Origin of the sequence: Pseudomonas sp. MG-9 (genome assembly GCF_018729515.1) — a bacterium.
Lineage (GTDB): Bacteria > Pseudomonadota > Gammaproteobacteria > Pseudomonadales > Pseudomonadaceae > Aquipseudomonas > Aquipseudomonas serboccidentalis.
Window position 1 is genome coordinate 266,649 of record NZ_JAHHZH010000008.1, and the last position, 26,155, is coordinate 292,803.

A 26,155-nucleotide genomic window follows, 5' to 3' on the forward strand; every position below is an offset into this window, starting at 1 on the left:
AGAGCTTCAGGATTTGAGGTAGCCGTTTTGGGCCAGAAAGCTTTCAGTGATCGTGCCACCCGATGCAGGCTCTGCGGCCTTGTCACCCATAAGCAGGCGCTCCAGATAACGCGCCAGCAAGTCGACTTCCAGGTTCACCCGGCGGCCCGGCTTGTAGGACGCCATGATGGTTTCGCTCAGGGTGTGCGGAATGATCGTCAGCAGGAATTCGGCGCCATCGACCGCGTTCACGGTGAGGCTGGTGCCGTCGACAGTGATCGAGCCTTTATGGGCGATGTACTTGGCCAGCTCCTTTGGCGCGCGGATACGAAATTCCACGGCGCGAGCATTGTCGCTGCGCGAGACCACTTCGCCGACACCGTCGACGTGACCGCTGACCAGATGCCCACCGAGACGAGTGGTCGGGGTCAGGGCCTTTTCCAGATTGACCGGGCTGCCGCTTTTCAGGTCATTCATGGCGGTGCAGTCGAGGGTTTCGCGGCTGACGTCGGCGGCGAAGCCGTTGCCCGGCAGTTCAACCGCCGTCAGGCACACGCCGTTGACCGCGATGCTGTCGCCGAGTTTGACGTCGCTCAGGTCGAGCTTGCCGGTTTCGACGTGTACCCGCACATCACCGCCCTTGGGGGTCAGTGCACGGATACTGCCGATGGATTCGATGATGCCGGTAAACATGGGGTTCTCCTTGAGAACGAAGCCAGCGCTAAGGCGATGGCCGGGAATTATACGCTCGCCGAAAGGACCGGCGTCGCAGTGACTCGCCAGTCATCGCCAACCGCGCGGATTTCAGTGATTTTCAGCTGCGCAGCGTCCTTCATATAGGTCAGCGGCCAGTCCAGCAGCGGACGCGCCGTGGAGCCGAGGAACTTGCCGGCGATGAAGATCACGAACTCGTCGACCAGACCGAGCTGCGCAAACGCACCGGCCAGACGCGGGCCAGCCTCGACCAGCACTTCGTTGACGCCACGGTTGGCCAGTTCGATGAGCAACTGATGCAGATCGACCTGACCGTCATCACCCGGCACGATCAGGCATTCCGGGCCGTTGGCATATTGCTCTTCAACCGCCATGCAGGTGGCGACCAGCGCCGGCCCGGCCTTGAAGAACGGCGCATCCAGCGGCACCCGCAGGCGCCCGTCGATCAGCACCCGCAGCGGCGGACGGCTCATGGCCAGGGCAGTTTGCTCGGCATCCAGGCCCAACTCGTCGGCACGCACGGTCAGGCGAGCACCGTCGGCCAGCACGGTGTCGGCGCCGGTCAGCACCACACTGGCCTGCGCGCGCAGACGCTGCACGGCCGAACGGGCGGCCGGGCCGGTGATCCATTGGCTCTCGCCGCTTTCCATCGCTGTGCGACCGTCGAGACTCATCGCCAGCTTGACCCGCACGAACGGCAAGCCGTGCTCCATGCGTTTCAGAAAACCTTGATTGAGCTTGCGTGCCTCGGCTTCCAGCACGCCGCTTTGCGTGGCGATGCCGGCATCGGTCAGCCGCTGCAAACCACGCCCGGCCACCTGCGGGTTCGGATCGCGCATCGCGGCGACCACCCGGCCCACCCCGGCATTCACCAGCGCATCGGCGCACGGCGGCGTGCGGCCATGGTGGCTGCACGGCTCAAGGGTGACGTAAGCCGTCGCGCCCCGGGCCAGTTCACCGGCGGCGCGCAGGGCGTGGACTTCGGCGTGGGGTTCGCCGGCACGCTCGTGGAAGCCTTCGCCGACAATCTGCCCGTCGCGCACGATCACGCAGCCCACCCGAGGATTGGGGTGCGTGGTGTAGTGGCCCTTGCGCGCCAGCTCCAGCGCGCGCGCCATGAAATGCGCGTCGAGGATGGCCTGCTCGGCGGCGCTAGTCATTCTTTCACCGGTTCGCGGGCGAGGCGGTCGATCTCTTCGCGGAACTCGTTGAGGTCCTGAAAGCGCTTGTACACCGAAGCGAAGCGGATATAGGCGACCTCATCGAGCTTTTGCAGTTCGGCCATCACCAGTTCGCCGACCACGAGAGATTTGACCTCGCGCTCGCCGGTGGCGCGCAGCTTGTGCTTGATGTGGACCAGAGAGGATTCGAGGCGCTCGACGCTCACCGGACGTTTCTCCAGGGCGCGTTGCATGCCGGCGCGGAGTTTTTCTTCGTCGAACGGTTGGCGGCTGCCGTCGGTTTTGATCAGGCGCGGCAACACCAGTTCGGCCGTCTCGAACGTCGTGAAACGTTCGCCGCAGGCCAGGCATTCACGCCGGCGGCGCACCTGTTCGCCCTCGGCGACCAGACGCGAGTCAATGACCTTGGTGTCGTTGGCACCGCAGAAGGGACAGTGCATGGTGGCTGGCAACAAAAAAAGGGAGGGCCATGGTAGCGCATCCCGGTGGCAAGACAAGCCATAGGGTTTGCGGTATACAGACTGCCATGATCGTTTGATCCATGGATTTCATTTTCTGGAGCTGCCAATGCCGCTACGACCGCTCGTTTTGCTCAGTCTTTTCGCCCTGCTGGTGGCCTGCGGCAGCGACAAGCCCAAGCCGCAACCGCCGACACCAGGGCCTGCGCCGCAACAGGCGCAGAAAAAAGCCCGGGAGGCCGCCGACCTGGGCCCGCTGCCAGCCTATCAACGTGAACTGAGCGGCACTTTGCAAGGTGTACCGACCGGTGCCGAAGTCGAACTGGCGCTGCTGGTAATCGACGAAAAGTCGCGTCCGCAGCAATTGCTCGCCAGTTCCAGCCTGATCGGTAACAACCAGACCCTGCCGTTTCGCCTGCGCTTCAACCCCGAGGCATTTCCGGCCGGCGCGCGAGTTGAGTTGCGCGGACGTGCCACGCAGTCGGGCCAGTTGATCCTGCACCTGCCGTCACAAACCATCACCCAGCCGACCACACAGGCGCTGGGCCAGCTGCAATTTGTCAAAGCACCATGACGGCACCGCTCGACCTGCAACAGGCGTTAGGTGAATTGCTCGGTGATGCGCGGCTCAAGGCCTGTGCATTGCCGGGCACCGATTTGCAGCTGTGGCTGATCGACGGCGACAACATGCACCGTGAGTTCAGCCCCGACGAAACCCGCCGCATCCTCCATGAGCCGCCGTATTGGAGCTTCTGCTGGGCCAGCGGTCTGGCGGTGGCGCGTTATCTGGCCGAATTCCCGGAATGGGTGCGCGGCAAGCGGGTGCTGGATTTCGGCGCGGGTTCAGGCATTGCCGGGATTGCCGCGGTGAAGGCTGGTGCGCTGGAGGTGGTGGCCTGTGATCTCGATCCACTGGCGATTGCCGCGTGCCAGGCCAATGCCCGGCTCAACAAGGTGCAAATGAGTTATTCGACGGACTTCTTCGCCGAGGCCGATCGCTTCGATCTGATCCTGGTGGCGGACGTGCTGTACGACCGCGAGAACCTGCCGCTGCTCGATGCGTTCCTCAGCCGTGGCCGTGAAGCGCTGGTGGCGGATTCGCGGGTTCGGGATTTTCGTCATCCATTGTACGAGCGGATCGAAATGCTCGAGGCGATGACCTTGCCGGATCTGGCGGAGCCGGAAGAGTTTCGGCATGTGAGCCTGTATCACGCGCGGCGTAATTGAAATGCTTAAAAGATCGCAGCCTTCGGCAGCTCCTACAGTGGGAATGCGATCTTTTGCGCCACCCCTTATAGTGCGTTCATTGACGCTTAAAAGAGATCCCCCATGAGTCAGCAAACGCCGTACATCTTCGACGCCACGACTGCCGATTTCGACCAGTCGGTGATCGAGGCTTCCTTCAACAAACCGGTGCTGGTGGATTTCTGGGCCGAGTGGTGTGCACCGTGCAAGGCGCTGATGCCGATGCTGCAGGGCATTGCCGAGAGCTATCAGGGCGAACTGCTGCTGGCCAAGGTCAACTGCGACATCGAGCAGGACATCGTTGCCCGCTTCGGCATTCGCAGCCTGCCGACCGTAGTGCTGTTCAAGGACGGTCAACCGGTCGACGGTTTTGCCGGTGCGCAGCCGGAATCCGCCGTGCGTGCCCTGCTCGAACCGCATGTGCAGATGCCGCCGCCAGCCGCCTCCGATCCGTTCGAACAGGCTCAGGCGCTGTTCGATGAAGGGCGTTTCGCCGATGCCGAAGCGGCTCTGGTGGTGATGCTCACCGAAGACAACAGCAACGCCAAGGCGCTGATTCTCTACGCCCGCTGCCTGACCGAGCGCGGCGAGTTGGGCGAAGCGCAAACCGTACTCGACGCGGTCAAGAGCGATGAGCACAAGGCTGCATTGGCCGGGGCCAAGGCGCAGATCAAGTTCCTCGGTCTGGCCCGTGACTTGCCGGATGCTGCCGACCTCAAGGCGCGTCTTGCACAGAATCCACAGGACGACGAGGCGGTGTATCAACTGGCGATCCAGCAACTGGCGCGTCAGCAATACGAGGCGGCGCTGGAGGCCTTGCTCAAGCTGTTCATCCGCAATCGCAGCTACGGCGAAGGTCTGCCGCACAAGACCCTGCTGCAAGTGTTCGAACTGCTGGGCAACGATCACCCGTTGGTAACCGCTTACCGCCGTAAGGTGTTCGCCGCGCTTTATTAAGATCAAAAGATCGCAGCCTGCGGCAGCTCCTACAGGTTCAGTGTTCATCCGTAAAACGGGTGACGCATCGACTCATATAGGAGCTGCCGCAGGCTGCGATCTTTTGCGGCTCACTCGACCCAGCTGTAGAGCGGCGTATCCCCGCTGCTCACCACTTTCACCTGCGAACTGTGGCGCAAGCGCACCAGCAGCCGTTTGCCCGCCGCCGCGCTGCCGGTCAAACCCTCAAGCTGCTCCAGCAGGTCCGGCCCGCTGAGCTTTCCGGCCTTGCGCAACAGGTCCTGCGCGACTTGCCACACTGCATCGTCCTGATTCTGCGGTTTCGCTGTTGGCGTCAGCGATGCCGCTGGCGACTGCTCGCTCTGCGACTGCGCCCCCAGCGCTGCGCCGAGCTTCGCCCAATCGCTGTCATCCAGCTCCACCGTCAAATCCACCGGCATCGCGCCAACGGTTCCGCGTATCCGCAACATCTGCTTTGCTCCTGCACTTTTCTGACCTGCATGCTCCCACGGGACTTGTGCAACGCCAAGCAGGCGGGCAAACTCTGCGCACTTTCGTTATAAGATTACATAACAAACTCTTCACTTTACTTTCCGGAGACCGCCATGCGTCGTCTGCTGCTCGCTTTGCCGTTTGCCCTGTTGCCGCTGGCCATCGCCCACGCCGCCGATGAACACGATCATGACCACGAGCACGGCAGCCTCGGCGCCCATGAACATGGTGTCGGTCGCCTGAACGCCGCACTCGACGGCCAGACTCTGGAGCTGGAACTGGAAAGCCCGGCGATGAACCTGGTCGGCTTCGAACACGCTGCCACCACCGACGCCGACAAGGCCAAGGTCGTGGCCGCTCGCACGAAACTGGAAAACCCGCTGGCACTGTTCAACCTGCCGGCCGCAGCCGGTTGCAAAGTGGCCAGCCAGGAACTGGAAAGCCCGCTGTTCGGCGACAAGCCGGATGCTGACGAGCATGACGATGATGATCACGACGAAGATGCCAAGGGCGGTGAAGCGCATCACCACGATCACAGCGAAATCCACGCGCACTATCAATTCAGCTGCGCGACCCCGGGTGCGCTGAAGACCCTCGACCTCGCGAACATTTTCAAGACCTTCCCGGCGACCCAGAAAATTCAGGTACAACTGATCAGCGCCAGTGGCCAGCAAGGTACCGAAGTGACGGCCAAGGCCGCTGCCCTGAAATTCTGATTGTCTGAAAAATCTCCTGTAGGAGCTGCCGAAGGCTGCGATCTTTTGATCCTGATCTTTTTAGAAGCAAGATCAAAAGATCGCAGCCTTCGGCAGCTCCTACAGGGGTTCTGTGTACAACCATGAAACTGGTGCCATGACCCAAGCACTCATCGAACTGTCCGACCTGGGCTTTAACTGGCCCGGTCACCCGCCGCTGCTGGACATCCCGGCGTTTCGCCTGGAGCCGGGCGAAACCCTGTTCCTCAAAGGCCCCAGCGGCAGTGGCAAGACCACCCTGCTCGGCCTGCTCGGCGGCGTGCAGAAACCCGGACGCGGCAGCATTCGCCTGCTCGGCCAGGAACTGACCGAACTGGGTGCCGGCGCCCGCGACCGCTTTCGTGTCGATCACACCGGCTACATCTTTCAGCAGTTCAACCTGCTGCCGTTTCTCTCGGTACGCGAGAACGTCGAGTTGCCCTGCCACTTCTCCAAACTGCGTGCCGAACGGGCGAAACAGCGCCACGGCAGCGTTGATCAAGCCGCCGCCACCCTCCTCGCGCACTTGGGTTTGAAGGATGAAAGCATCCTCAGCCGTCGCGCAGATTCGTTGTCGATCGGCCAGCAACAGCGTGTTGCTGCCGCCCGCGCCTTGATCGGCCAACCGGAACTGGTGATCGCCGACGAGCCGACCTCGGCGCTGGATTACGACGCCCGGGAAAACTTCATTCGCCTGTTGTTCGCCGAATGCCGCGAGGCCGGATCGAGCCTGTTGTTCGTCAGCCACGACCAGAGCCTTGCGCCGCTGTTCGACCGTCATCTGTCCCTGGCCGAGCTCAATCGCGCCGCCACGTCTGCCGAGGTCTGAGATGTATCTGTTTCGTCTGGCCATGGCCAGCCTGGCCAACCGCCGTTTCACCGCCCTGCTCACCGCGTTCGCCATTGCCCTGTCGGTGTGCCTGCTGCTCGCCGTCGAGCGCGTACGCACCGAGGCCAAAGCCAGTTTCGCCAGCACCATCAGCGGCACCGACCTGATCGTCGGCGCCCGCTCCGGTTCGGTGAACCTGCTGCTGTACTCGGTGTTCCGCATCGGCAACGCGACCAACAACATCCGCTGGGACAGCTTCGAACACTTCGCCAGCAACCCGAAAGTGAAGTGGGCGATCCCGATGTCCCTCGGCGACTCGCATCGCGGCTACCGGGTGATGGGCACCACCGAGGCGTATTTCGAGCATTACCAGTACGGCCGCCAGCAGCATCTGGAACTGGCCGATGGCCGGGCGTTTGCCACCGACCCGTTCGAAGTGGTGCTCGGCGCCGAAGTGGCCGATGCGCTGCACTACAAGCTCGGCGACAAACTGGTGCTGGCCCATGGCGTGGCGGCGATCAGTCTGGTCAAACACGATGACAAACCGTTCACCGTGGTCGGCATTCTCAAGCGCACCGGTACGCCGGTAGACCGCACGCTGCACATCAGCCTCGGCGGCATGGAAGCGATTCACATCGACTGGCACAACGGCGTGCCGGCCCGGGGCAATGGGCGGATCAGTGCCGATCAGGCGCGCAACATGGACCTGACGCCACAGGCGATCACCGCGTTCATGCTCGGCCTCAACAGCAAGATTTCCACCTTCGCCCTGCAACGCGAAATCAACGAATACCGTGGCGAACCGATGCTGGCAATCCTCCCGGGCGTGGCCTTGCAAGAGTTGTGGAGCCTGATGAGCACCGCTGAAAAAGCGCTGTTCGTGGTCTCTCTGTTCGTGGTGCTGACCGGGTTGATCGGCATGCTCACGGCGATTCTCACCAGCCTCAACGAGCGTCGCCGGGAGATGGCAATTCTGCGCTCGGTCGGTGCGCGGCCGTGGCACATCGCAAGCCTGCTGGTGCTGGAAGCCTTCGCCCTGGCGTTGACCGGGGTGATCGCCGGGCTGGCGTTGCTGTACATCGGCATCGCCGCCGCGCAGGGTTATGTGCAAGCCAATTACGGGCTGTATCTGCCGCTGGCATGGCCGAGCGAGTATGAATGGACGCTGCTCGGTGGCATTCTGGCAGCCGCGCTGCTGATGGGCAGCGTGCCGGCCTGGCGCGCGTATCGCCAATCATTGGCCGATGGCCTGTCGATCCGTTTATGAGGATGTTCACCATGCCCCGCGCCGTGCTTGCGCTGCTGTTGCTGGTTGCCCTGCCTGTGTGGGCAGCGGCGCCGAAAGACCTGACCTGGTCGGAGATGATCCCGCCGGACGCCGCGCCGGAAGTGCCGAACATGACGCCGTTGCACGACCTGTCGAAGATGGGCGATACGCTCTCGGCCGAGTCCGCGCCGGCCGCCAAGCAGGACATGCCCAACGCGCCGGTGGTGCAGAGCCTCGACGGCCAGAACATTCGCCTGCCGGGGTACATCGTGCCGCTGGAAGTCAACGAAGAGGGGCGCACCACGGACTTCCTGCTGGTGCCGTACTTCGGCGCCTGCATCCACGTACCGCCACCGCCGTCGAACCAGATCGTGCATGTGAAAAGCGAGCTGGGCGTGAAGCTCGACGAGCTGTATCAGCCGTACTGGGTCGAGGGACCGTTACAGGTCAAGGCGTCCACCAGCGAACTGGCCGATGCCGGGTATCAGATGGCGGCGGACAAGATCTATGTGTATGAGCTGCCGGAATAATTCCCGGCAGTTTTTAAAGTCAAAAGATCGCAGCCTTCGGCAGCGCCTACAGGGGGATCGCATTTCAACTGTAGGCGCTGCCGAAGGCTGCGATCTTTTGGGGCCATCACTGTTTCATTGAGCTGAGTCAACAGACCGTATCAGTCGGCTTCGTACCATAGGACATCAGACATCTTTAACGTCCTTCTGGAGCTCCCATGAACAAGTCCTTGCTCAGCGCTTCGCTGTTTGCATTCGCGCTCGCAGCCCCGCTCGCCCACGCCCACGAAGCCGGCGACATCATCGTTCGCGCCGGTGCGATCACCGTCAACCCGAAGGCCGACAGCTCCAGCGTCAAGGTCGATCAGGGTCCGTTGAGTGGCACCAACCTGGGCGGCAAGGCGACCATGAGCAGCGACACCCAACTGGGTCTGAACTTCGCTTACATGCTGACCAACAACATCGGTATCGAGTTGCTGGCAGCTTCCCCGTTCGAGCATGACGTCAAACTCAAAGGCACCGCACTGCCAGCCGCCAACGGCAAACTCGGCACCCTGAAACACCTGCCGCCAACCCTCAGCGTCGTGTACTACCCGCTGGATGCGAAGTCGCCATTCCAGCCGTACATCGGCGGCGGCATCAACTACACCTGGATCTACGACGAACACGTCGGCAGCGAAGCCCAGTCCAACGGCTTCAGCAACTTCAAGGCGAAAAACTCCTGGGGCCTGGCCTGGCAGGTTGGTGCCGACTACATGCTGACCGACAACATCATGCTCAACGCCCAAGTGCGCTACATCGACATCGACACCCGCGCCACCGTCGAGAACAACGCCGTGGCTCCGGGCACCCGTGCCAAAGTGAATGTTGATGTCGATCCATTTGTGTACATGGTGGGTCTGGGCTACAAGTTCTAAGGCAGATCGACAAAGAACGTTCACGTGGTGGTGAACCTGGCTATTGCAGTGAGAGTAAATAACTGTGGTGAGAGGGCTTGCCCCCTCGCCACAAGTCTCTTGTCTGCAGGAAGTATGTCGCCATCAGAGCGATTTCCGGCCACAAAAAAAGGCGTCCGCTCTGGACGCCTTTTTTTGTGGCAATAGGAACTTAGCGTCCCAGCAATCGCGCCAGCCCCACGCGCATCGGCGTCGGCTCTGGCAGCTTGAAGCGCTCGAGCAAACGAGCGTTGTTCGCCCGCGAATGACGGATGTCACCGGAGCGCGCCGGGCCGTAGCTGATCGGGGGCAGTTCGCCGACCACTTCCTGCAGCGCTTGCAGCATCTGCTTGAGGTTCATCGCCTGATTCCAGCCGACGTTCATCGCGCCGACCTCCACTTCAGGCTTTTCGATCGCCTGCACCAGCACATCGACCAGATCCTCGACGTAGAGGAAATCACGCGTCTGCTCGCCGTCGCCGAAGACGGTGATCGGCAGGCCTTTCTGCGCCCGCTCGCTGAAGATGCTGATGACCCCGGAGTACGGCGAGGATGGATCCTGGCGCGGGCCGAAGATGTTGAAGAAACGGAAGATCACCGGTTCCAGACCATGCTGGCGACGGTAGAAATCGAAATAATGTTCGCCGGCCAGCTTGTCTGAGGCATACGGGGTCAGCGGGGCCTTTGGCGTGTCCTCGTCAATGGACTCGCCTTCGCCGTTGTTGCCGTATACAGCCGCGCTCGATGCGTAGAGCACGCGCTTGACCCCGACCTGGCGCATGGCTTCGCAGACATTCAAGGTGCCGATGAAATTGCTCTGGTGAGTCTTCACCGGGTCATCCACCGAAGCCTGAACCGAAGCCACTGCCGCCAGATGCGCCACCGCGCTGCAGCCTTGCATCGCCTGCGCGACCAGCGCGGCGTCGGCGACGTCACCGACGATCAGCTCGACCTTCGGGTTGTCCAGTGGCAGGTTGGCGCGTTTGCCGGTCGACAGATCATCGAGAATCCGCACCGAGTGACCCGCGGCGAGCAACGCATCCGTCAGGTGCGAGCCGATGAAACCGGCGCCGCCGGTGATTAAAACAGGGCCTTCAGCCATGACGATAAAACCTATCCAGTAAAGCCGGGAGCGCAGCGCGCCAGGCGCGGGGCTTGATCCCGAAAGTGTGCAGAATTTTCTTGCAGGCGAGCACCGCGTGCTGCGGCTCCTCGGCGGCGTCTGGCCGTGCGGCATGCGCCTGGGCGGTGGGTGCTTCGATCGCCAGCGGATGCAGGTTGCGCGCTTCGCTCAGAATCGCCTGACCGAGGGCCAACGGCGTGGTCGCCTCGTGGCCGGCGTAATGGTACGTGCCCCACAGCGGCGCCGCGCAATCGAGTTGCTTGAGCACCGAAATGATCACTCGCGCGGCATCATCCACCGGGGTCGGGTTGCCCCGGCGATCATCGGCCATCAGCAACTCGTCCGGCTGTTCGGCGCGGGCGAGGAAGCGCCCGAGAGTGCCGTCAGGGCTGTCATCGAGCAGCCAGCCGAAACGCAACAGCACGTGCTGCGGGCAAGTGGCCCGAACACTTTGTTCGATGCGCCACAGCGCCTGACCGCGCAGGCCCAGCGGCACCGGCTCGTCTTTTTCGCTGTAGGCGGTTGCCCGCGAACCGTCGAACACTCGGTAACTGGACGGCTGCACGAGGATGATGTTGTGGTGCTGGCACAGCTCGGCCAGCCGCTCGATGGCGCGTTCCTGGCCGGCCAGACGGCTTTCGCTGACGGTTTCGGCCTGAAACCAGTCGAAATAGTAGGCGAGGTTGATCAACGCATCCGGACGGGTGTCGTCGAGCAGTTGCGTCAGGCTCGCGGCGTCCCAGCCGTCTTCTGGCGGGCGGGGGGCGAGGAAACCGATGTCTTCCTCTGCACCGAGGCGAATCAGCGCCTGCCCAAGGGCATTTCCGCCGCCCAGTAACATAAGGCGCATTCGCATAGAGTCAGCAGGCCCAGTCTGATTGGAACGATGGCTTTAGCGACGGCCGGTATGGCGCCGTCGTCGATAATTGCCGGAATCGTTGCATTTTGCGGGTTTAGTGCGCAACCGTCACCCGTAAAGTGTAGATCGCCGGGATTCACCCGGTTTCCTGTGGCGAGGGGCTTGCCCCCGTCCGGCTGTGAAGCCGTCGTAAACATTGATAGGCGAAAGGGTCGAAAAGCGGGGCCGCTTCGCGCCCCGACGGGGGCAAGCCCCCTCGCCACAGGGTTATCAGCCGGTCTGGAAAACTTGCATCTTCGGATGACCACCCGCATAACTTAAGCATGAATCTGCCCATCCCCAAGGACGCCGCCCTGGCAGGCTTCCACCCCGCCGTCAGCGCCTGGTTCAGCAGCACCTTCCCGACGGTCACCGCCGCTCAGGCCCGCGCGTGGCCGTTGATCCGCCAGCGCCGCTCGACGCTGATCGCCGCGCCCACCGGTTCCGGCAAAACCCTTACCGCGTTCCTCGCCGTGCTCGACGACCTCGTCCACCGTGGCCTGGAAAACCCCGACGGCCTGCCAGACGAGACCCTGGTGGTCTACGTTTCGCCGCTCAAGGCGTTGTCCAACGACATCCGCATCAACCTGCAGAACCCGCTGGCGGGGATCACCGAGCAGTTGCGCCAGATGGGCCAGCCCGAATTGCAGATCACCACGGCCGTGCGCACCGGCGACACCCCGCAAAAAGAGCGCGTCGCCATGCGCAAAAGCGCGCCGCACATTCTGGTGACCACCCCGGAATCGCTGTACGTGCTGCTCGGCTCCGAGTCCGGACGCAAAATGCTCGGCACCACACGCACGGTGATCGTCGACGAAATCCATGCGATCGCCGCCAGCAAGCGCGGCAGCCACCTGGCGCTGAGCCTCGAACGCTTGCAGGCCCTGTGCGCCGAACCGCTGACCCGCATCGGTTTGTCCGCCACGCAAAAACCCATCGACGCCGTGGCGCGGTTTCTGGTCGGCACCGATCGGCCCTGCGAGATCATCGACATCGGCCACGCCCGCCCGCGGGACCTGGGCATTGAAGTGCCGCCGGTGCCGTTGTCAGCAGTGATGGCCAACGACGTCTGGGAACTGGTCTACGATCGCCTCGCCGAGTTTGCCCGCGAACACCGCACCACGCTGATTTTCGTCAACACCCGGCGTCTGGCCGAACGCTTGAGCCGCCACCTCAGCGAACGCCTGGGCAAACACGCAGTCGCCGCGCACCACGGCAGTCTGGCCAAGGAGTTTCGCCTCGACGCCGAACAGCGGCTCAAGCGTGGCGAACTGCAAGTGCTGATCGCCACCGCCTCGCTGGAATTGGGCATCGATATCGGCGAAGTCGATCTGGTCTGTCAGATCGCCTCGCCGCGATCGATTGCCGGGTTTCTGCAAAGAGTGGGGCGTTCCGGACACCAGGTCGGTGGCACGCCCAAAGGTCGCTTGTTCGCCACCACCCGCGACGACCTGATCGAATGCGCCGCCCTGCTCGACTGCGTGCGCCGTGGCGAACTCGACACCCTGCACATTCCTGAAGCGCCGCTGGATGTACTGGCGCAGCAGATCATCGCCGAAGTCAGTTGCCAGGAATGGGCGGAAGACGCGCTGCTGACGACCTTCCGCAGAGCCTCGCCCTATCGCGAACTCGACGAAAAACACTATCAGGCGCTGCTGACCATGCTCGCCGAAGGCTACAACGGTCGCCAGGGCATCCGCAGCGCTTACCTGCATCGCGACGCCGTCAGCCGCACCCTGCGCGGCCGCCGTGGTGCGCAACTGACTGCCGTGACCAGCGGCGGCACCATCCCGGACAACGCCGACTACAGCGTGCTGCTGGAACCGCAGGGCCTGAACATTGGCAGCGTCAACGAAGACTTCGCCGTGGAAAGCATTGCTGGCGACGTGTTTCAACTCGGCAACACCTCCTATCGCATCCTGCGGGTGGAAACCGGCAAGGTGCGGGTCGAGGATGCCCAAGGCCAGCCGCCGACCATTCCGTTCTGGCTCGGCGAAGCCCCGGGGCGCAGCGATGAGTTGTCTTCGGCGGTGGCGCGCCTGCAAGCAACCCTCGACGAATTGCTCAGCAGCCGCCCCGGCGATCTGCAACCGGCGCTCGACTGGCTGACCGCAACCCTCGGCCTGAACCGCGCCAGCGCCGAACAACTGGTGGAGTATCTGTCCCGCGCACGCCTGACCCTCGGCGCCCTGCCCTCACAGGACACGCTGCTGATGGAGCGGTTTTTCGACGAGTCCGGTGGCACCCAGCTGATCATCCATTCACCGTTCGGCAGCCGCATCAACCGCGCCTGGGGCCTGGCGCTGCGCAAGCGTTTCTGCCGCACCTTCAACTTCGAATTGCAAGCCGCCGCCAGTGAAGATGCGATCGTCCTGTCGCTGTCCACCAGCCACAGTTTCGAACTTGATGACGTCTGGCGTTACCTGCACAGCAACAGCGCCGAGCACATCCTGATTCAAGCGATTCTGGACGCGCCATTGTTCGGCGTGCGCTGGCGCTGGAATGCCGGGGTGGCGCTGGCGTTGCCGCGTTTTACCGGCGGGCGCAAAGTCGCGCCGCAGTTGCAGCGGATGAAAAGCGAAGACCTGATCGCCAGCGTGTTTCCGGACCAGATCGCCTGCCTGGAAAACCTCGCCGGCGAACGGGAAATCCCTGAACACCCGCTGGTGGAACAGACCCTCGACGACTGCCTGCACGAGGCCATGGACAGCGAAGGCTGGCTGCAGTTGCTGCGGCGCATGGAGCGTGGCGAAGTGCGTTTGCTCAGCCGCGATCTGCCGGCGCCGTCACCGCTGGCGGCAGAAATTCTCAGTGCGCGGCCGTACACCTTTCTCGACGACGCACCGCTGGAGGAGCGCCGGACTCAAGCGGTGATCAACCGGCGCTGGAGCGATCCGCAATCCACCGATGACCTCGGTGCACTGGATGCCGATGCCATCGACGCCGTGCGTGAAGAGGCGTGGCCGACGCCGGCCAATGTCGATGAGATGCACGAGGCGCTGATGAGTCTGGCGTGCGTCAGCGAGGCCGAAGTGCAGGCCAACCAGCCTTGGCGCGAGTGGCTGAACACACTGACTGGCGGTGGCCGCGCCTGCTGTCTGATGATCAATCCACAACGTTGCCTGTGGCTGGCGCGAGAACGCCTGACCTGCCTGTTGGCCCTTTATCCACAGGCCACGCTGCAACCGCAGCAGGAGGCCTTACCCGGTTTCAATGAACCCTGGACGTTCGATGAGGCCCTGGTCGAAGTGATCCGCGCGCGGCTCGGCGCGTTTGGCCCGCTGCCGTTACCGGCGATTGCCGAGCCGCTGGCGCTGCCCACCGCGCAAGTCGCACAAGCCCTCGCGCAACTGGAGCGCGAAGGCTACGTGCTGCGTGGGCATTTCACCCCGGGCGTGGCGGTTGAAGAATGGTGCGAACGGCATCTGCTGGCGCGCATCCATCGCTACACGGTCAAGCGTTTGCGCCGGGAAATCGAGCCGGTGGCGTTGCAGGATTTCATGCGTTTTCTGTTCGATTGGCAGCACCTGTCCAACGCCACGCGCGGTCAGGGCAGCGCGGTGTTGCCAGCGATTGTCGGCCAGTTCGAAGGCTATCCGGCGGCGGCCTCCGCGTGGGACAGCGACATTCTCCCGGCGCGGCTCAAGGACTATTCACCGAGCTGGCTGGATGACCTGTGCCGCAACGGCAAACTGGTGTGGACGCGGCTCAGTGCCCGGCAGAAAGTCAGCGGTACGGCCCTGCGCAGTACACCGATTGTGCTGCTGCCACGTAGCCAGGTCGGATTGTGGAGTGCGCTGGCCGAGCAAACGCCGGTCAGTGAACTGTCGCCGAAAACCCGGAAGGTCCACGAGGCACTGAGTCAGCATGGCGCGCTGTTTTTCGATGAGTTGATCCACGAAGCACACCTGTTGCGCACCGAGCTGGAAATCGCCTTGCAGGAACTGGTCGGTGCCGGCCTGGTGAACGCCGACAGCTTCGCCGGCCTGCGCGCGCTGATCACCCCGGCGAGCAAGCGCCAGCAACGCAGCAGTCGTCGCGGGCGCGGCGCGTTCGTCGGCGGTATGGACGATGCCGGACGCTGGGCGTTGTTGCGTCGAGGGCCACTGGTGGAGAACCGCCAGAGCGTTTCGCCGGAAACCCTCGAGCACGTCGCCATGACCTTGCTGCGGCGCTACGGCGTGGTGTTCTGGCGCCTGCTGGAACGCGAGGCGGATTGGCTGCCGAGCTGGCGTGAATTGCTGCGCACGTTTCATCGACTGGAGGCCCGTGGCGAGATTCGCGGCGGGCGCTTTGTCAGCGGTCTGGCGGGTGAACAATTTGCCTTGCCGGAGGCGATTCCATTGCTGCGTGAAGTACGGCGGCGGCCGCATGACGGCAGTTTGATCGCGGTGTGCGGGGTGGATCCGCTGAATCTGGCCGGGACGTTGTTGCCGGGGGTGAAAGTGCCGGCACTGGCGAGCAATCGGCTGGTGTATCGCGATGGTCTTCCGGCGGCGGCCGAGATTGCCGGCAAACAGCAGATCTGGCTGGAGCTGGACCAAGTATCCATGGAACAGGTGCGCGGCAAGCTGATCCGGCATTGATGTCGTCTGGACTGGCGCTATCGCGAGCAGGCTCACTCCTACAGGGGAAACGCATTCCAAATGTAGGAGTGAGCCTGCTCGCGATGAGGCCGGTACTCCCGATACACCATCGCGCGCTAGGTCCGCGACTCCTGCGGCAACACCACCGCCGAATGCTCCACAGGTGTTTCTTCCTGCCGCTTGGGCAACAAAACCTGCTGGGGATAAGTCTGCGCGAAATGCACCACCGGGCTGTTATCCACAAGCTTTTTCAAACGCTGGTTGAACGCCCGGTTCACCGCATATTGCCCGCCCGACACGGTGCGGAATTGCGCCGTCAGCACCACGCCGTTCAAGTCCATCTTGTCCACCCCGAAGACATCCAGCGGCCCTTGCAGGTTGTACTTGAGAAACGGGTCTTCGCGGATCGAATCGCCAGTCTCGCGGATCAGTTCGATGGCCTTGTCGACATCGGTGTCGTAAGTGAACTGCACCGAGAAAAACGCATAGGCAAACTGCCGCGACTGATTGGTGACCGCTTTGATCTGGCCGAACGGCACCGAGTGCACAAAACCCTTGCCGTCACGCAGACGCAGGGTGCGAATGGTCAGGCCTTCGACCGTGCCGGCGTGCCCGGAATCGAGCACCACCCAGTCGCCGATCGACAAGGTGTCTTCGATGATGATGAACAGCCCGGTGATCACGTCCTGCACCAGTTGCTGCGAACCGAAACCGATCGCCAGACCGACTACCCCGGCACCGGCCAGCAGTGGCGCGACGTTGATCCCCAGGTTGGCCATGGTGGTGATCGCGCAGATCACCACGAGGATGATTTTGATCGCGTTGCGCAGCAGCGGCAGGATGGTTTTCACCCGGGTGCTGGGCTGACGTGACGAGCGTTTGCTGACCGGTGGTTTCAGCGCTTCCTGAATCGCCGTGTCGAGCACCACCCACAACAGCCACGTCACCAGAAAGATCAGGCCGATGCTGCTCAGGGCGTTGCTGATCGCCCGGCCGACCGTGCTGCTCTGGGCGAAATCGAGCAGAGAAACGCCCCAGATCCGCCCGAGAATATCGATGAAGGCAATCGCGATGACGATCCGCAGCAAGGCGTGCAACAGGCTGAGGAAGCGTTCCTTATAGGCGCTGCTGCGCTGGATCGCTTCGGCCTTTCGCGACTTGAACACGTGCTGGAGGATGGTGCTCAGGAACACCGTGCCAATCAGCAGCACCGTGGTGAACAACGCGCAACGCAGCGCCTTCTGGTTGTCCTCGCCGATGCCGATCAGGTTGACCGCCGAGACCAGCACCATCAGCACGATCGGCCAGTACCAGAGCCCGGAAAAAATCCGCAGCGACTCCTGCAGCGACGGTTGTTTCAGGCGCTGCGCCAGTGGCCGGTTACGGATCAGGTGCGCCACCGGCCGGCGCAGGCGAATCACCAGCAGGCCGAAAATGATCGAGGCGATCAGCCCGGTGAACACCGCGACACTGCTGGTGATGTTGCCGCCTAACTGACGGGCGATCTGCGGGCTGGTCAACGCGTCACTCAAGGCGGCGAGGAAACCGATCAGGAACAGCGGTTTCGGACAATAGTCGCGGATGATCCGCGCGGCAGGCCGTTTGTGCCCGACGTTGAACATCACCACCACGCACAACAACATCGAGGTGGAGAAAATGCCGCTGCTGGTGGCATACGCCAGACACAGCGCCAGCGCCCGGCCCACCGAGGCTTGCAGAAAGTGGCTGACGTACAGCGTCAGCGGCAGACAGATCAGCGCCGGCAGCGTGTACGGCAACAGGTAGCCGAGCAGGTCCTGGCTGCGCTGGCGGGTACGCAGCCAACGGCCCTGACTCAGACGCTTGGCCAGCAGGCTACCGAGTACCGTGAGCAGCGCAAAGGCGCCAAGCCACACCCCCGACAACATCAGGAAATCCCCGGCGACGCTCCAGCCCGAACGATCCGACGACTGGTTGACCAGTTTGTCGACCTCGTCCGCCGCACGGTCGGCACGCAGGCGCCAGGCATCGACCAGATGTTCGTTGAGATCGAGTTTGTCCTGCACATCGTCGATGCTCGAACTGATCGCGCCGAGCAAACCGCCCTGCACAATCGGCTCGGCCTCGGCGGCCTGGGTGGTGGCGGCCGGTACACCGGGCAACGCCGCGGCCTCCAGTTCACTGGCGCCGAGAAACAGCAGCACTCCCAGCACAATGGCGATCCTGAACTTGATCAAAACTCCGTTCTCCCTTGGCTGAACCTGTAAGGAACTGATCGGTGAATGGCGGACAAGTTCGGTTTTTGCCCTGAATGAATCCTCTCGCCATGCCTACGAATAAACACACCCCTGTGGCGAGGGGGCTTGCCCCCGCTGGGCTGCGAAGCAGCCCCGGATCAGGCGCCACTGTGTTTACGGATACGACCGAGGTGCCTGTATTCACGACTGCTTCGCAGTCGAACGGGGGCAAGCCCCCTCGCCACAGCAAGCCCTCTCTCCACAGCAAGCCCTTTCTCCACAGCAAGCCAGCTCGCCACATTAAGCTCCCTCCCCACAGGTACTCGGCACAGCGGGATCTTTGCGCCAAAGGCAAATATCAAATGCCTCTCCCTCTATTTTTCCGCACAACCCAAACCCCGACACTGCGCTCCATTCAAACCTCTACCGGAGTGCTGTCATGCCCATTGCCTTGCTCGCGCTGACCCTCAGCGCATTCGCCATCGGGACGACCGAGTTCGTCATCGTTGGTCTGTTACCCACCATCGGCGCCGATCTCGGCGTCAGCCTGCCATCCGCCGGGCTGCTGGTCAGTCTGTATGCGCTGGGCGTCGCCATTGGCGCGCCGGTGCTGACCGCCCTCACCGGCAAAGTCCCGCGCAAACTGTTGCTGCTGTCGCTGATGGTGCTGTTCACCCTCGGCAACCTGCTGGCCTGGCTGGCGCCGAGTTATGAATCGCTGGTGCTGGCGCGGATCGTCACGGGCCTGGCGCACGGGGTGTTCTTCTCCATCGGCTCAACCATCGCCACCAGCCTGGTGCCCAAGGAAAAAGCCGCCAGCGCGATTGCGATCATGTTCACCGGGCTCACCGTGGCCCTGGTCACCGGCGTGCCGCTGGGCACGTTCATCGGCCAGCATTTCGGCTGGCGTGAAACCTTCCTCGCCGTCTCGGCGCTGGGTGTGATCGCCTTCATCGGCAGCCTGCTGTATGTGCCGAACAACATTGCCCACAGCAAACCGGCGTCCTTGCTGCAGCAACTGCAAGTGCTGAAACAACCGCGCCTGCTGCTGGTGTACGCCATGACCGCGATCGGTTACGGCGGCTCGTTCATCGCCTTCACCTTCCTCGCGCCGATCCTTCAGGACATCTCCGGCTTCAGCGCCGGCACCGTCAGCCTGGTGCTGCTGGTGTACGGCGTGTCGGTGGCGGTCGGCAACATCTGGGGCGGCAAACTGGCGGACAAACGCGGGCCGATCAGCGCCCTGAAAATCATCTTCGCTCTGCTGGCGGCGGTGCTGTTCGTGCTGACCTTCACCGCCGGCAATCCATGGCTGGCGCTGGCCACGGTGCTGGTGTGGGGTGCGGTGGCGTTCGGCAACGTGCCGGGTCTGCAGGTGTATGTGGTGCGTCAGGCTGAACATCACACGCCGCAGGCGGTGGACGTGGCATCGGGGCTGAACATTGCTGCGTTCAACCTGGGGATTGCGGGCGGAGCGTGGGGCGGCGGACTGATCGTCGAGCACCTTGGCCTGATTCACACGGCGTGGATCGGTGGGGTGGTGGTGCTGGTAGCGTTGGCGCTGACCGCGTGGAGCGGTCGCCTCGACCGCCTCGGCCCGACCTATGCCGAGAGTTCTTCGCGCATCGTCATCGGTCACTGATAAAACCCAGATTCCCCTGTAGGAGCCGCCGAAGGCTGCGATCTTTTGATTTTAAAGATCAAAAGATCGCAGCCTTCGGCAGCTCCTACAGGGTTAATGAGTTCTCCAGACTACCGTCCGTAACACCACCGAAACTTTCCCGAACCGCCCACAGTCATCACCAAATACAGGCTGTACGAGGACTGACAACGGGAGGGCGGCATGGCAACGATTCACATCGGTATTTCCGGCTGGCGCTACGCTCCGTGGCGCGGGGATTTCTACCCGAAAGGACTGACCCAGAAACGCGAATTGCAGTTCGCTTCACGGGCGGTCAACAGCATCGAAATCAATGGATCGTTCTACGCCCTGCAACGGCCCGAACGTTACGCCCAGTGGTACGCCGAAACACCCGATGACTTCGTGTTCAGCGTCAAGGCGCCGCGTTTCATCACCCATATCCGCCGCTTGCGCGAGATCGAAAAGCCGCTGGCGAACTTCTTCGCTTCCGGGGTGCTGGAGCTCAAGCAAAAGCTCGGGCCGATCCTGTGGCAGTTTCCGCCAAACTTCAAATTCGACCCCGAGCGCTTCGAACACTTTCTCGCTCTGCTGCCCCACGACACCGAGGCGGCAGCCGCCCTCGCCCGCCAGCACGATGCCCACCTGCACGGCCATGCCAGCCTCAACGTCTGGCGCAAAAAACCGCTGCACCATGCCGTGGAAGTGCGCAACGAAACGTTCATCGATCCCGACTTCATCCGCTTGTTGAAACGCTACAACACCGCCCTGGTGATCGCCGACACCGCCGGCAAATGGCCGTACCGCGAAGACCTCACCAGCGATTTCGTCTACCTGCGCCTGCACGGGGCCGAAGAGCTTTACGCCAGCGGCTACAGCGACTGCGCGCTGAAAAACTGGGCCGAACGCATTGATGCCTGGCATCACGGCAAGCAGCCCGCCGATGCGCACCTGATCGCGCCGCGCCTCAAGCCTCGGGCGCGAAAAACCCGCGAAGTGTTCTGCTACTTCGACAACGACATCAAAGTCCGTGCCCCTTACGACGCTCGCAATCTTCTCCAGCGTTTCGACCTCGACAAACACCTGGCAACCACCCCCGGCGAGCCCGCTGGCGAAGGGGTGCTCGCATGAGTATTCCAGAGCCGGTGGGCTTCACCGATGAAGGCTCGGTCGTCGCGCCGTCGGTGCGCAGTTTTACCGTGCTGACGGTCAACACGCACAAGGGGTTCACCGCGCTCAATCGACGCTTCATCCTCCCGGAATTACGCGAAGCGGTGCGCAGCGTGGCGGCTGACGTGGTGTTTCTGCAGGAAGTCCACGGCACCCACGAGCACCATCCCAAGCGCTACAGCAACTGGCCGACGATGCCGCAGTACGAGTTCCTCGCCGACAGCCTCTGGCCTCAATTCGCCTACGGGCGCAACGCGGTGTACCCGGAAGGTGATCACGGCAATGCGTTGCTGTCGAAATTCCAGATCATCCGCCACGACAACCTCGACGTCTCGATCAGCGGCCATGAGAACCGCGGTCTGTTGCATTGCGTGCTGCGCCTGCCGGGCGACGGTGTCGAGGTGCATGCGATCTGCGTGCACCTGGGCCTGCGCGAAAGCCATCGCAACGCGCAACTGCAATTGCTCGGTCAGCGCCTGGCGGAGCTGCCGAAAGATGCGCCGGTGATCGTCGCCGGGGACTTCAACGACTGGCGCCAGCGCGCCGATGCGCTACTCAAGCCTTGCGGTTTGCGCGAAGTGTTCGCCGAGCATCACGGCAAACCGGCGCGCAGCTTTCCCGCGCGTCTGCCGACCCTGCGCCTGGACCGTATTTACGTGCGCAACCTCAAGGCCAGCCAGCCGAAAGTCCTGGCAAACCGGCCCTGGTCCCACCTTTCCGACCACGCCCCGTTATCGGTGGAGATTGAATTATGAGCAGCGCACCGCTGGAGAAATCCGCCGTGGAACCGGTCAGCATCACCTCGCCGGTACGCGAGCCCGGCCATGTCGATGTCGAGTACGGCTGGCAAGGCAACAACCGCGTCGAGTTGCTGGAAAACGGCGAGTCATATTTCCCCCGGGTGTTCGACGCCATGCGTGCGGCGAAGAGTGAAATTCTGCTGGAGACTTTCATCGTTTTTGAAGACAAGGTCGGCGCAGAGTTGCAGCAGATCCTGATCGACGCCGCACAACGCGGCGTGCGCACCACCGTCAGCCTCGACGGCTTCGGTTGTGGCGAGTTGACCACCGGTTATCTCTCGGCATTGAGCGACGCGGGCGTGCACCTGCAAATCTTCGATCCGGCGCCAAAACGACTGGGCATTCGCACCAATTGGTTCCGCCGTCTGCACCGCAAGATCGTGGTGGTCGACGGACTGATTGCGTTCATTGGCGGGATCAACTTTTCCGGCGATCACCTGGCCGATTTCGGCCCCGAAGCGAAACAGGATTATGCGGTGCAGGTTCAGGGGCCGGCGGTCGCCGACATCCATCACTTCGCCCTGCTGCAAAGCGGTCGCCCGGGACGCGCACGGTTCTGGTGGCTGCGTCGGCGCCAGCGTCGCGCAGAAATGGCCTTCAGCGATCACGACGGTCAGGTACGCCTGGTCTTTCGCGACAACAATCAGCACCAAACTGATATCGAAGACGTGTACTTGCAGGTAATGCGCCGGGCGAAACGCCGGGTGGTGATCGCCAACGCCTACTTCTTCCCCGGCTATCGCCTGCTGCGCGAGATCCGCAATGCCGCGCGCCGGGGCGTCGAGGTGCGGCTGATCCTGCAAGGCCAGCCGGACATGCTGGTGGCAAAACTGGCGGCGCGCATGACCTACGACTACCTGCTCAGGGCCGGCGTGCAGATTCACGAATATTGCCAGCGGCCGCTGCACGGCAAAGTCGCGCTGGTGGACGAGGAATGGAGCACGGTCGGTTCGAGCAATCTCGACCCGCTGAGCCTGTCGCTGAACCTGGAAGCCAACGTGTTGATCCGTGATCGTGCGTTCAACGCGGAGTTGTTCCAGCGCCTCGAAGACCTGAGCCAGAACCATTGCAAGGCCATGGACCCGAGCAAGTCGCCGCGCGGTCGGATCTGGCACATGACCGTGGGGTTTCTGGTGTTCCACTTCCTGCGGCATTTCCCCGCGATGGCGGGTTGGTTGCCGGCGCACAAACCGCGGCTCAAGCCGTTTCGAGGTGGCACGTCATGAGCCACTCCCACGTGCAATCGGCGCCAGCCACACACTCCCGCTGGAGTCGTTGGAAACGTCCGCTGACCTTGCTGTTCTTCCTCGCGCTGATCGTGTTGCTGACGCTGTTCGCCACGCGCATCGAATGGGCGGAGGTGCTGCAGACCCTGGCCGACTTCAAGGTCCGCACACTGATCATCGCCGCCAGCCTGACCCTGCTGAGCTTTCTGGTGTACGCCAGTTTCGACCTGATCGGGCGCACCTACATTCGCCAGGACCTGACCTGGAAACAGATCCTGCCGGTGGGGATCATCAGCTATGCCTTCAACCTCAATCTCAGCGCCTGGGTCGGTGGCATCGCCATGCGCTATCGGCTGTATTCGCGCCTGGGGGTGAGCAAAGGCAACATCGCCAAAATCCTCGGCCTGAGCCTGGCGACCAACTGGTTCGGCTACATGACAATTGCCGGCGTGGTGTTCAGCAGTGGCCTGGTGAGCATGCCACCGGGCTGGAAAGTCAGCAGCGACGCGTTGCAGGGCATCGGCGTGCTGTTGTTGCTGTTGAGTGCCGGTTACCTCGCTGCGTGCCAGTTTTCGACGCGCCGCGAGTGGTCGATTCGCGGGGTGGAAATCAACCTGCCGTCACTGCGCATGGCCGTCCTGCAATTGCTCCTCGGTGCGCTGAACTGGTCGCTGATGGCGGCGGTGATTTTCACGCTGCTGCCGGGCAAGCTGGATTACCCGCTGGTGCTCGGCGTGCTGTTGATCAGTGCGATTGCCGGGGTCATCACGCACATTCCCGCAGGGCTCGGGGTGCTGGAAGCGGTGTTTGTCGCGCTGCTGCAACACGAGGCTTCACGCGGCAGTCTGGTGGCGGGGCTGCTGGCGTACCGGGCGATTTATTTTCTGCTGCCGCTGTTGATCACGGTGGTGATGTATCTGCTGGTGGAGGCCAAGGCGAAGGCGTTGCGGATTGAGAAGAAACCGTCCTGAGTCTTTTGTTGAACGTGAAATGGCTATCGCGAGCAGGCTCACTCCTACAGGGGAATGCATTCCAAAATGTAGGAGTGAGCCTGCTCGCGATAGCGTCCGAAACAACGACACAGCTCAACTTGACTGAATAATGCTCAACCGCTCACCGACCACCATCTCGGTAATCCAGTCCACCAGAATCGAGGTGTAGGCCTGCTGCGAAACCGGCTCGCTCAAGGCGTGGTCAGCCCCGTCGATGATCCGGTGCGTCAGCGAATGCGTCTGCTGACACGCAGCGCGGTAACTCATGATCGTTGAGTGCGGCACGTAGTCGTCGGTTTCCGATTCCACCAGCAACACATCCCCGGTGAACTGCGAACAGGCGTGCAAGGCGCGATTGCTGTCGGCGCGCACCAGGGTGCCGCGATAGTCACGCAGGTCAGCCTTGTCCAGATCACGCTTGGGCGTGTGCCATTGATCGTCGCGATACAGCGCCGGCACCCGCAGCGCCAGCCAGCGCACCGGGCGCAACGAGGTGAGAATCGACGCCAGGTAGCCGCCGTAACTGGTGCCGACCACCGCAATCGCCGAGGTGTCGAGCGCCGGGTGCGCGAGCAATCGGTCGTAGGCCGCGAGCAGGTCGCGCAGATTGTCTTCGCGGGTCACCCGGGTCAGCGGAATGCCGGTGCCACCGGTGTGGCCGCGCAGGTCGAAGGTCAGGCACACACAGCCAAGCCCGGCGATGCCCTTGGCGCGCTCAAGGTCGCGCTCCTGGCTACCGCCCCAGCCGTGGACAAACAACACGCCGGGGACTTTCGATTTGGGACTGAGAAACGTCCCGCTCATCTGTTCGTCATCAATGTCGATTTGAATGCTTTCGCTTCTAGCCGTCATAGGATTTGACCGTTACGTATTTGAGGAGGAAGTCGCTGTTCTCGGCCGGCCCGCGATAGATTTCGATGGCGTCCGCCGGCAGGGTTTGATCGCTGTAAGTTTCCACCGTCGACACGCGGATCGCCGGCATCTGCGGATCGTTGACGAAGCCTTGCAGCGCGGCCAGTTCAGCGCTGCTGGCACCGCCCATGCGCCAGGATTGTTCGAGCACACCGCTGCGGGGTTTGCCATTGCTGTCCAGGCCTTGGGCAATGTCGTAGTTGCGGCGTGAGGCGTAGAAACCTGGATAGGCCTCATCCGCCGCCCGGTCGAAAATCTGCGCCTGTCCGATGGCCAGACGCACTTCCTCCGGCAGCTCCAGCGCCAGCAACTGCTCGTAACCGCCCTGCACCACCAGCAGATTCGAGCCGCCGTAGACGTCTTCGCCACGGGCATCCTGGGTCAAGTATTGATCACCGCAGTAACTCAGCACCTTGCCGCCGATGAATGACTGGCCGACGCTGTGGGTGAAGACCTTGCTCAAGTCCTGCTCCAGCACCACGCCTTCACGAAACAGTTGAGGGGCGTCCGCACGGGCGAGCACTTCATCGAAGGCGTCGAGGCTGTTGATCACTTCCTGGCCGCGACCGGCGCAGGCGTGAATCGGCTTCAGACGGATCGGCCCGCTGTACAGCAGATGCTCGGCGGCGGGCCGCGCATCTTCCAGGGCAAACACGGTCAGGCCATCGAGTACCACATCGCGCACGCGCTCGGAGAACAGCGGCGCCCAGCCTTGGGGCGCGTGGGCCAGATGACTGCGCAGGCCGTGACTGATCGCCTTGGTGCAGATGAAATCGTGTTCGACGAATCCGCCCCACAAGTCATCCGCGCTATTGATGCCCAATGTCTGCGCCTGGCTGGCACCGACAATGGTTTGCGTCGGCAACCAGTACAGGTCGCGACCACGGTGTTTTTCCGGGTCGTAGGTGCCGGCGAATTCGAGCCCGAGAATTTGCGCCAGCCAACGGGCCAGCGCCTTGTTGGTCTGAACTTCATGTTGCGGCGCGCCAGTGCGCACCGAGTGCGCGACGATCATTTTCCTGCTCGGCGTCGGGGTCATGCGTTCCCCTTGCAACGGTTTGGTGAATGTAGTGATGAACGGTGCAGAGATCAGGCCAACGGTGGATTCAGGGAAATGCTCGGCTAATCAGAAACTTGGCGAAAAGGTGCTGGCATCGCGCCTGTTTCAATCTGCACGACGGCCGATAAATTCCCGGCAATTTGCACGATCTCGCAATGCCCCCCCCTGTAGGCATGAGCCGGCTCGCGATAGCGGAGGATCAGTCGCTTGGTTTCCAGCTGACAGATTGCAAT

Annotated in this window: 23 protein-coding genes; 14 read left to right on the forward strand and 9 right to left on the reverse strand. The window is 62.6% G+C overall.

Going from position 1 to position 26,155, the window contains the following annotated elements; all coding sequences use genetic code 11:
* Positions 1 to 6: 6 nt before the first annotated feature.
* From KKQ10_RS21630 to nrdR, 3 genes are read right to left on the reverse strand one after another with little or no spacing between them, the layout of a single operon-like run.
* The gene (locus tag KKQ10_RS21630) at positions 7 to 672 is read right to left on the reverse strand and encodes a riboflavin synthase (RefSeq protein ID WP_127651240.1); all 666 of its coding nucleotides are present in this window, start codon (positions 670 to 672) and stop codon (positions 7 to 9) included.
* Positions 673 to 719: 47 nt separating this feature from the next.
* Positions 720 to 1,853: a bifunctional diaminohydroxyphosphoribosylaminopyrimidine deaminase/5-amino-6-(5-phosphoribosylamino)uracil reductase RibD gene (gene ribD, locus KKQ10_RS21635; protein ID WP_215502239.1), complete on the reverse strand. Its 1,134-nt coding sequence runs from the start codon at positions 1,851 to 1,853 to the stop codon at positions 720 to 722.
* Positions 1,850 to 2,314: a transcriptional regulator NrdR gene (nrdR, locus tag KKQ10_RS21640; protein WP_007910946.1), complete on the reverse strand. Its 465-nt coding sequence runs from the start codon at positions 2,312 to 2,314 to the stop codon at positions 1,850 to 1,852. The genes ribD and nrdR overlap by 4 nt, the downstream gene beginning before the upstream one ends.
* 127 nt (positions 2,315 to 2,441) lie before the next feature.
* Between nrdR and KKQ10_RS21645 the strand changes: the two genes are divergently transcribed.
* From KKQ10_RS21645 to trxA, 3 genes are all read left to right on the forward strand, one after another.
* Positions 2,442 to 2,906, forward strand: coding sequence for a YbaY family lipoprotein (locus KKQ10_RS21645; RefSeq protein ID WP_127651242.1), 465 nt, complete (start codon positions 2,442 to 2,444; stop codon positions 2,904 to 2,906).
* Complete coding sequence (locus tag KKQ10_RS21650) at positions 2,903 to 3,559, forward strand: class I SAM-dependent methyltransferase (RefSeq protein ID WP_215502240.1); 657 nt, start codon at positions 2,903 to 2,905, stop codon at positions 3,557 to 3,559. Before KKQ10_RS21645 ends, KKQ10_RS21650 begins: the two co-directional genes overlap by 4 nt.
* 102 nt (positions 3,560 to 3,661) lie before the next feature.
* On the forward strand, positions 3,662 to 4,534 hold the full coding sequence (trxA, locus tag KKQ10_RS21655; RefSeq protein ID WP_215502241.1) for a thioredoxin: 873 nt from the start codon (positions 3,662 to 3,664) through the stop codon (positions 4,532 to 4,534).
* Positions 4,535 to 4,644: 110 nt separating this feature from the next.
* Here trxA and KKQ10_RS21660 read toward each other — a convergent pair whose 3' ends face one another.
* Positions 4,645 to 5,004 (reverse strand): hypothetical protein, encoded by a 360-nt coding sequence (locus KKQ10_RS21660; protein WP_215502242.1) that lies wholly within the window; start codon positions 5,002 to 5,004, stop codon positions 4,645 to 4,647.
* 135 nt (positions 5,005 to 5,139) lie between these two features.
* Here KKQ10_RS21660 and KKQ10_RS21665 point away from each other — a divergent pair, with 135 nt between their 5' ends.
* The 5 genes from KKQ10_RS21665 (at position 5,140) to KKQ10_RS21685 (ending at position 9,282) form a co-directional block, all read left to right on the forward strand.
* A complete protein-coding gene (locus KKQ10_RS21665) occupies positions 5,140 to 5,742 on the forward strand; it encodes a DUF2796 domain-containing protein (protein ID WP_215502243.1) in 603 nt (200 codons plus the stop codon).
* 136 nt (positions 5,743 to 5,878) lie between these two features.
* Positions 5,879 to 6,589: an ABC transporter ATP-binding protein gene (locus KKQ10_RS21670; protein ID WP_127651247.1), complete on the forward strand. Its 711-nt coding sequence runs from the start codon at positions 5,879 to 5,881 to the stop codon at positions 6,587 to 6,589.
* A gap of 1 nt (position 6,590) precedes the next feature.
* Positions 6,591 to 7,856, forward strand: a complete 1,266-nt coding sequence (locus KKQ10_RS21675) for an ABC transporter permease (protein WP_215502244.1) — start codon at positions 6,591 to 6,593, stop codon at positions 7,854 to 7,856.
* An 11-nt stretch (positions 7,857 to 7,867) separates the two neighbouring features.
* On the forward strand, positions 7,868 to 8,386 hold the full coding sequence (locus KKQ10_RS21680; RefSeq protein WP_215502245.1) for a DUF3299 domain-containing protein: 519 nt from the start codon (positions 7,868 to 7,870) through the stop codon (positions 8,384 to 8,386).
* 197 nt (positions 8,387 to 8,583) lie between these two features.
* Positions 8,584 to 9,282 carry an OmpW/AlkL family protein gene (locus tag KKQ10_RS21685; RefSeq protein ID WP_127651249.1) on the forward strand — a complete coding sequence of 233 codons (699 nt, stop codon included), beginning with the start codon at positions 8,584 to 8,586 and terminating at the stop codon, positions 9,280 to 9,282.
* Positions 9,283 to 9,472: 190 nt separating this feature from the next.
* Here KKQ10_RS21685 and pgnE read toward each other — a convergent pair whose 3' ends face one another.
* Positions 9,473 to 10,402: a UDP-N-acetylglucosamine epimerase PgnE gene (pgnE, locus tag KKQ10_RS21690; RefSeq protein ID WP_215502246.1), complete on the reverse strand. Its 930-nt coding sequence runs from the start codon at positions 10,400 to 10,402 to the stop codon at positions 9,473 to 9,475.
* Positions 10,395 to 11,279 (reverse strand): sugar nucleotide-binding protein, encoded by an 885-nt coding sequence (locus tag KKQ10_RS21695; RefSeq protein WP_127651251.1) that lies wholly within the window; start codon positions 11,277 to 11,279, stop codon positions 10,395 to 10,397. Before KKQ10_RS21695 ends, pgnE begins: the two co-directional genes overlap by 8 nt.
* 326 nt (positions 11,280 to 11,605) lie before the next feature.
* Here KKQ10_RS21695 and KKQ10_RS21700 point away from each other — a divergent pair, with 326 nt between their 5' ends.
* The gene (locus KKQ10_RS21700) at positions 11,606 to 15,907 is read left to right on the forward strand and encodes a DEAD/DEAH box helicase (protein WP_215502247.1); all 4,302 of its coding nucleotides are present in this window, start codon (positions 11,606 to 11,608) and stop codon (positions 15,905 to 15,907) included.
* Positions 15,908 to 16,023: 116 nt separating this feature from the next.
* On the opposite strand, the gene KKQ10_RS21705 is transcribed toward KKQ10_RS21700, so the two are convergent.
* Positions 16,024 to 18,123, reverse strand: coding sequence for a mechanosensitive ion channel family protein (locus KKQ10_RS21705; protein ID WP_215502248.1), 2,100 nt, complete (start codon positions 18,121 to 18,123; stop codon positions 16,024 to 16,026).
* 439 nt (positions 18,124 to 18,562) lie between these two features.
* Between KKQ10_RS21705 and KKQ10_RS21710 the strand changes: the two genes are divergently transcribed.
* From KKQ10_RS21710 to KKQ10_RS21730, 5 genes are all read left to right on the forward strand, one after another.
* Positions 18,563 to 19,765 carry an MFS transporter gene (locus tag KKQ10_RS21710; protein WP_215502249.1) on the forward strand — a complete coding sequence of 401 codons (1,203 nt, stop codon included), beginning with the start codon at positions 18,563 to 18,565 and terminating at the stop codon, positions 19,763 to 19,765.
* Positions 19,766 to 19,966: 201 nt separating this feature from the next.
* Positions 19,967 to 20,893 (forward strand): DUF72 domain-containing protein, encoded by a 927-nt coding sequence (locus KKQ10_RS21715; RefSeq protein WP_215502250.1) that lies wholly within the window; start codon positions 19,967 to 19,969, stop codon positions 20,891 to 20,893.
* A complete protein-coding gene (locus KKQ10_RS21720) occupies positions 20,890 to 21,687 on the forward strand; it encodes an endonuclease/exonuclease/phosphatase family protein (protein WP_215502251.1) in 798 nt (265 codons plus the stop codon). The genes KKQ10_RS21715 and KKQ10_RS21720 overlap by 4 nt, the downstream gene beginning before the upstream one ends.
* Positions 21,684 to 22,958 (forward strand): cardiolipin synthase ClsB, encoded by a 1,275-nt coding sequence (gene clsB, locus KKQ10_RS21725; RefSeq protein ID WP_215502252.1) that lies wholly within the window; start codon positions 21,684 to 21,686, stop codon positions 22,956 to 22,958. The genes KKQ10_RS21720 and clsB overlap by 4 nt, the downstream gene beginning before the upstream one ends.
* Positions 22,955 to 23,929 carry a lysylphosphatidylglycerol synthase domain-containing protein gene (locus KKQ10_RS21730; protein ID WP_215502253.1) on the forward strand — a complete coding sequence of 325 codons (975 nt, stop codon included), beginning with the start codon at positions 22,955 to 22,957 and terminating at the stop codon, positions 23,927 to 23,929. Before clsB ends, KKQ10_RS21730 begins: the two co-directional genes overlap by 4 nt.
* Before the next feature lie 114 nt (positions 23,930 to 24,043).
* Here the strand turns inward: KKQ10_RS21730 and KKQ10_RS21735 are convergent, their stop codons facing one another.
* Positions 24,044 to 24,802 carry an alpha/beta hydrolase family protein gene (locus KKQ10_RS21735; RefSeq protein ID WP_127651259.1) on the reverse strand — a complete coding sequence of 253 codons (759 nt, stop codon included), beginning with the start codon at positions 24,800 to 24,802 and terminating at the stop codon, positions 24,044 to 24,046.
* A complete protein-coding gene (locus tag KKQ10_RS21740; RefSeq protein ID WP_215502254.1) occupies positions 24,792 to 25,901 on the reverse strand; it encodes a DUF3182 family protein in 1,110 nt (369 codons plus the stop codon). Before KKQ10_RS21740 ends, KKQ10_RS21735 begins: the two co-directional genes overlap by 11 nt.
* Between the last annotated feature and the right edge of the window lie 254 nt (positions 25,902 to 26,155).

What these genes read in the sequence shown, in the direction of transcription:
- KKQ10_RS21630 (WP_127651240.1), bottom strand. Translation starts at nt 672, where the DNA reads ATGTTTACCGGCATCATCGAATCCATCGGCAGTATCCGTGCACTGACC.
- ribD (WP_215502239.1), bottom strand. Translation starts at nt 1,853, where the DNA reads ATGACTAGCGCCGCCGAGCAGGCCATCCTCGACGCGCATTTCATGGCG.
- nrdR (WP_007910946.1), bottom strand. Translation starts at nt 2,314, where the DNA reads ATGCACTGTCCCTTCTGCGGTGCCAACGACACCAAGGTCATTGACTCG.
- KKQ10_RS21645 (WP_127651242.1), top strand. Translation starts at nt 2,442, where the DNA reads ATGCCGCTACGACCGCTCGTTTTGCTCAGTCTTTTCGCCCTGCTGGTG.
- KKQ10_RS21650 (WP_215502240.1), top strand. Translation starts at nt 2,903, where the DNA reads ATGACGGCACCGCTCGACCTGCAACAGGCGTTAGGTGAATTGCTCGGT.
- trxA (WP_215502241.1), top strand. Translation starts at nt 3,662, where the DNA reads ATGAGTCAGCAAACGCCGTACATCTTCGACGCCACGACTGCCGATTTC.
- KKQ10_RS21660 (WP_215502242.1), bottom strand. Translation starts at nt 5,004, where the DNA reads ATGTTGCGGATACGCGGAACCGTTGGCGCGATGCCGGTGGATTTGACG.
- KKQ10_RS21665 (WP_215502243.1), top strand. Translation starts at nt 5,140, where the DNA reads ATGCGTCGTCTGCTGCTCGCTTTGCCGTTTGCCCTGTTGCCGCTGGCC.
- KKQ10_RS21670 (WP_127651247.1), top strand. Translation starts at nt 5,879, where the DNA reads ATGACCCAAGCACTCATCGAACTGTCCGACCTGGGCTTTAACTGGCCC.
- KKQ10_RS21675 (WP_215502244.1), top strand. Translation starts at nt 6,591, where the DNA reads ATGTATCTGTTTCGTCTGGCCATGGCCAGCCTGGCCAACCGCCGTTTC.
- KKQ10_RS21680 (WP_215502245.1), top strand. Translation starts at nt 7,868, where the DNA reads ATGCCCCGCGCCGTGCTTGCGCTGCTGTTGCTGGTTGCCCTGCCTGTG.
- KKQ10_RS21685 (WP_127651249.1), top strand. Translation starts at nt 8,584, where the DNA reads ATGAACAAGTCCTTGCTCAGCGCTTCGCTGTTTGCATTCGCGCTCGCA.
- pgnE (WP_215502246.1), bottom strand. Translation starts at nt 10,402, where the DNA reads ATGGCTGAAGGCCCTGTTTTAATCACCGGCGGCGCCGGTTTCATCGGC.
- KKQ10_RS21695 (WP_127651251.1), bottom strand. Translation starts at nt 11,279, where the DNA reads ATGCGAATGCGCCTTATGTTACTGGGCGGCGGAAATGCCCTTGGGCAG.
- KKQ10_RS21700 (WP_215502247.1), top strand. Translation starts at nt 11,606, where the DNA reads ATGAATCTGCCCATCCCCAAGGACGCCGCCCTGGCAGGCTTCCACCCC.
- KKQ10_RS21710 (WP_215502249.1), top strand. Translation starts at nt 18,563, where the DNA reads ATGCCCATTGCCTTGCTCGCGCTGACCCTCAGCGCATTCGCCATCGGG.
- KKQ10_RS21715 (WP_215502250.1), top strand. Translation starts at nt 19,967, where the DNA reads ATGGCAACGATTCACATCGGTATTTCCGGCTGGCGCTACGCTCCGTGG.
- KKQ10_RS21720 (WP_215502251.1), top strand. Translation starts at nt 20,890, where the DNA reads ATGAGTATTCCAGAGCCGGTGGGCTTCACCGATGAAGGCTCGGTCGTC.
- clsB (WP_215502252.1), top strand. Translation starts at nt 21,684, where the DNA reads ATGAGCAGCGCACCGCTGGAGAAATCCGCCGTGGAACCGGTCAGCATC.
- KKQ10_RS21730 (WP_215502253.1), top strand. Translation starts at nt 22,955, where the DNA reads ATGAGCCACTCCCACGTGCAATCGGCGCCAGCCACACACTCCCGCTGG.
- KKQ10_RS21735 (WP_127651259.1), bottom strand. Translation starts at nt 24,802, where the DNA reads ATGACGGCTAGAAGCGAAAGCATTCAAATCGACATTGATGACGAACAG.
- KKQ10_RS21740 (WP_215502254.1), bottom strand. Translation starts at nt 25,901, where the DNA reads ATGACCCCGACGCCGAGCAGGAAAATGATCGTCGCGCACTCGGTGCGC.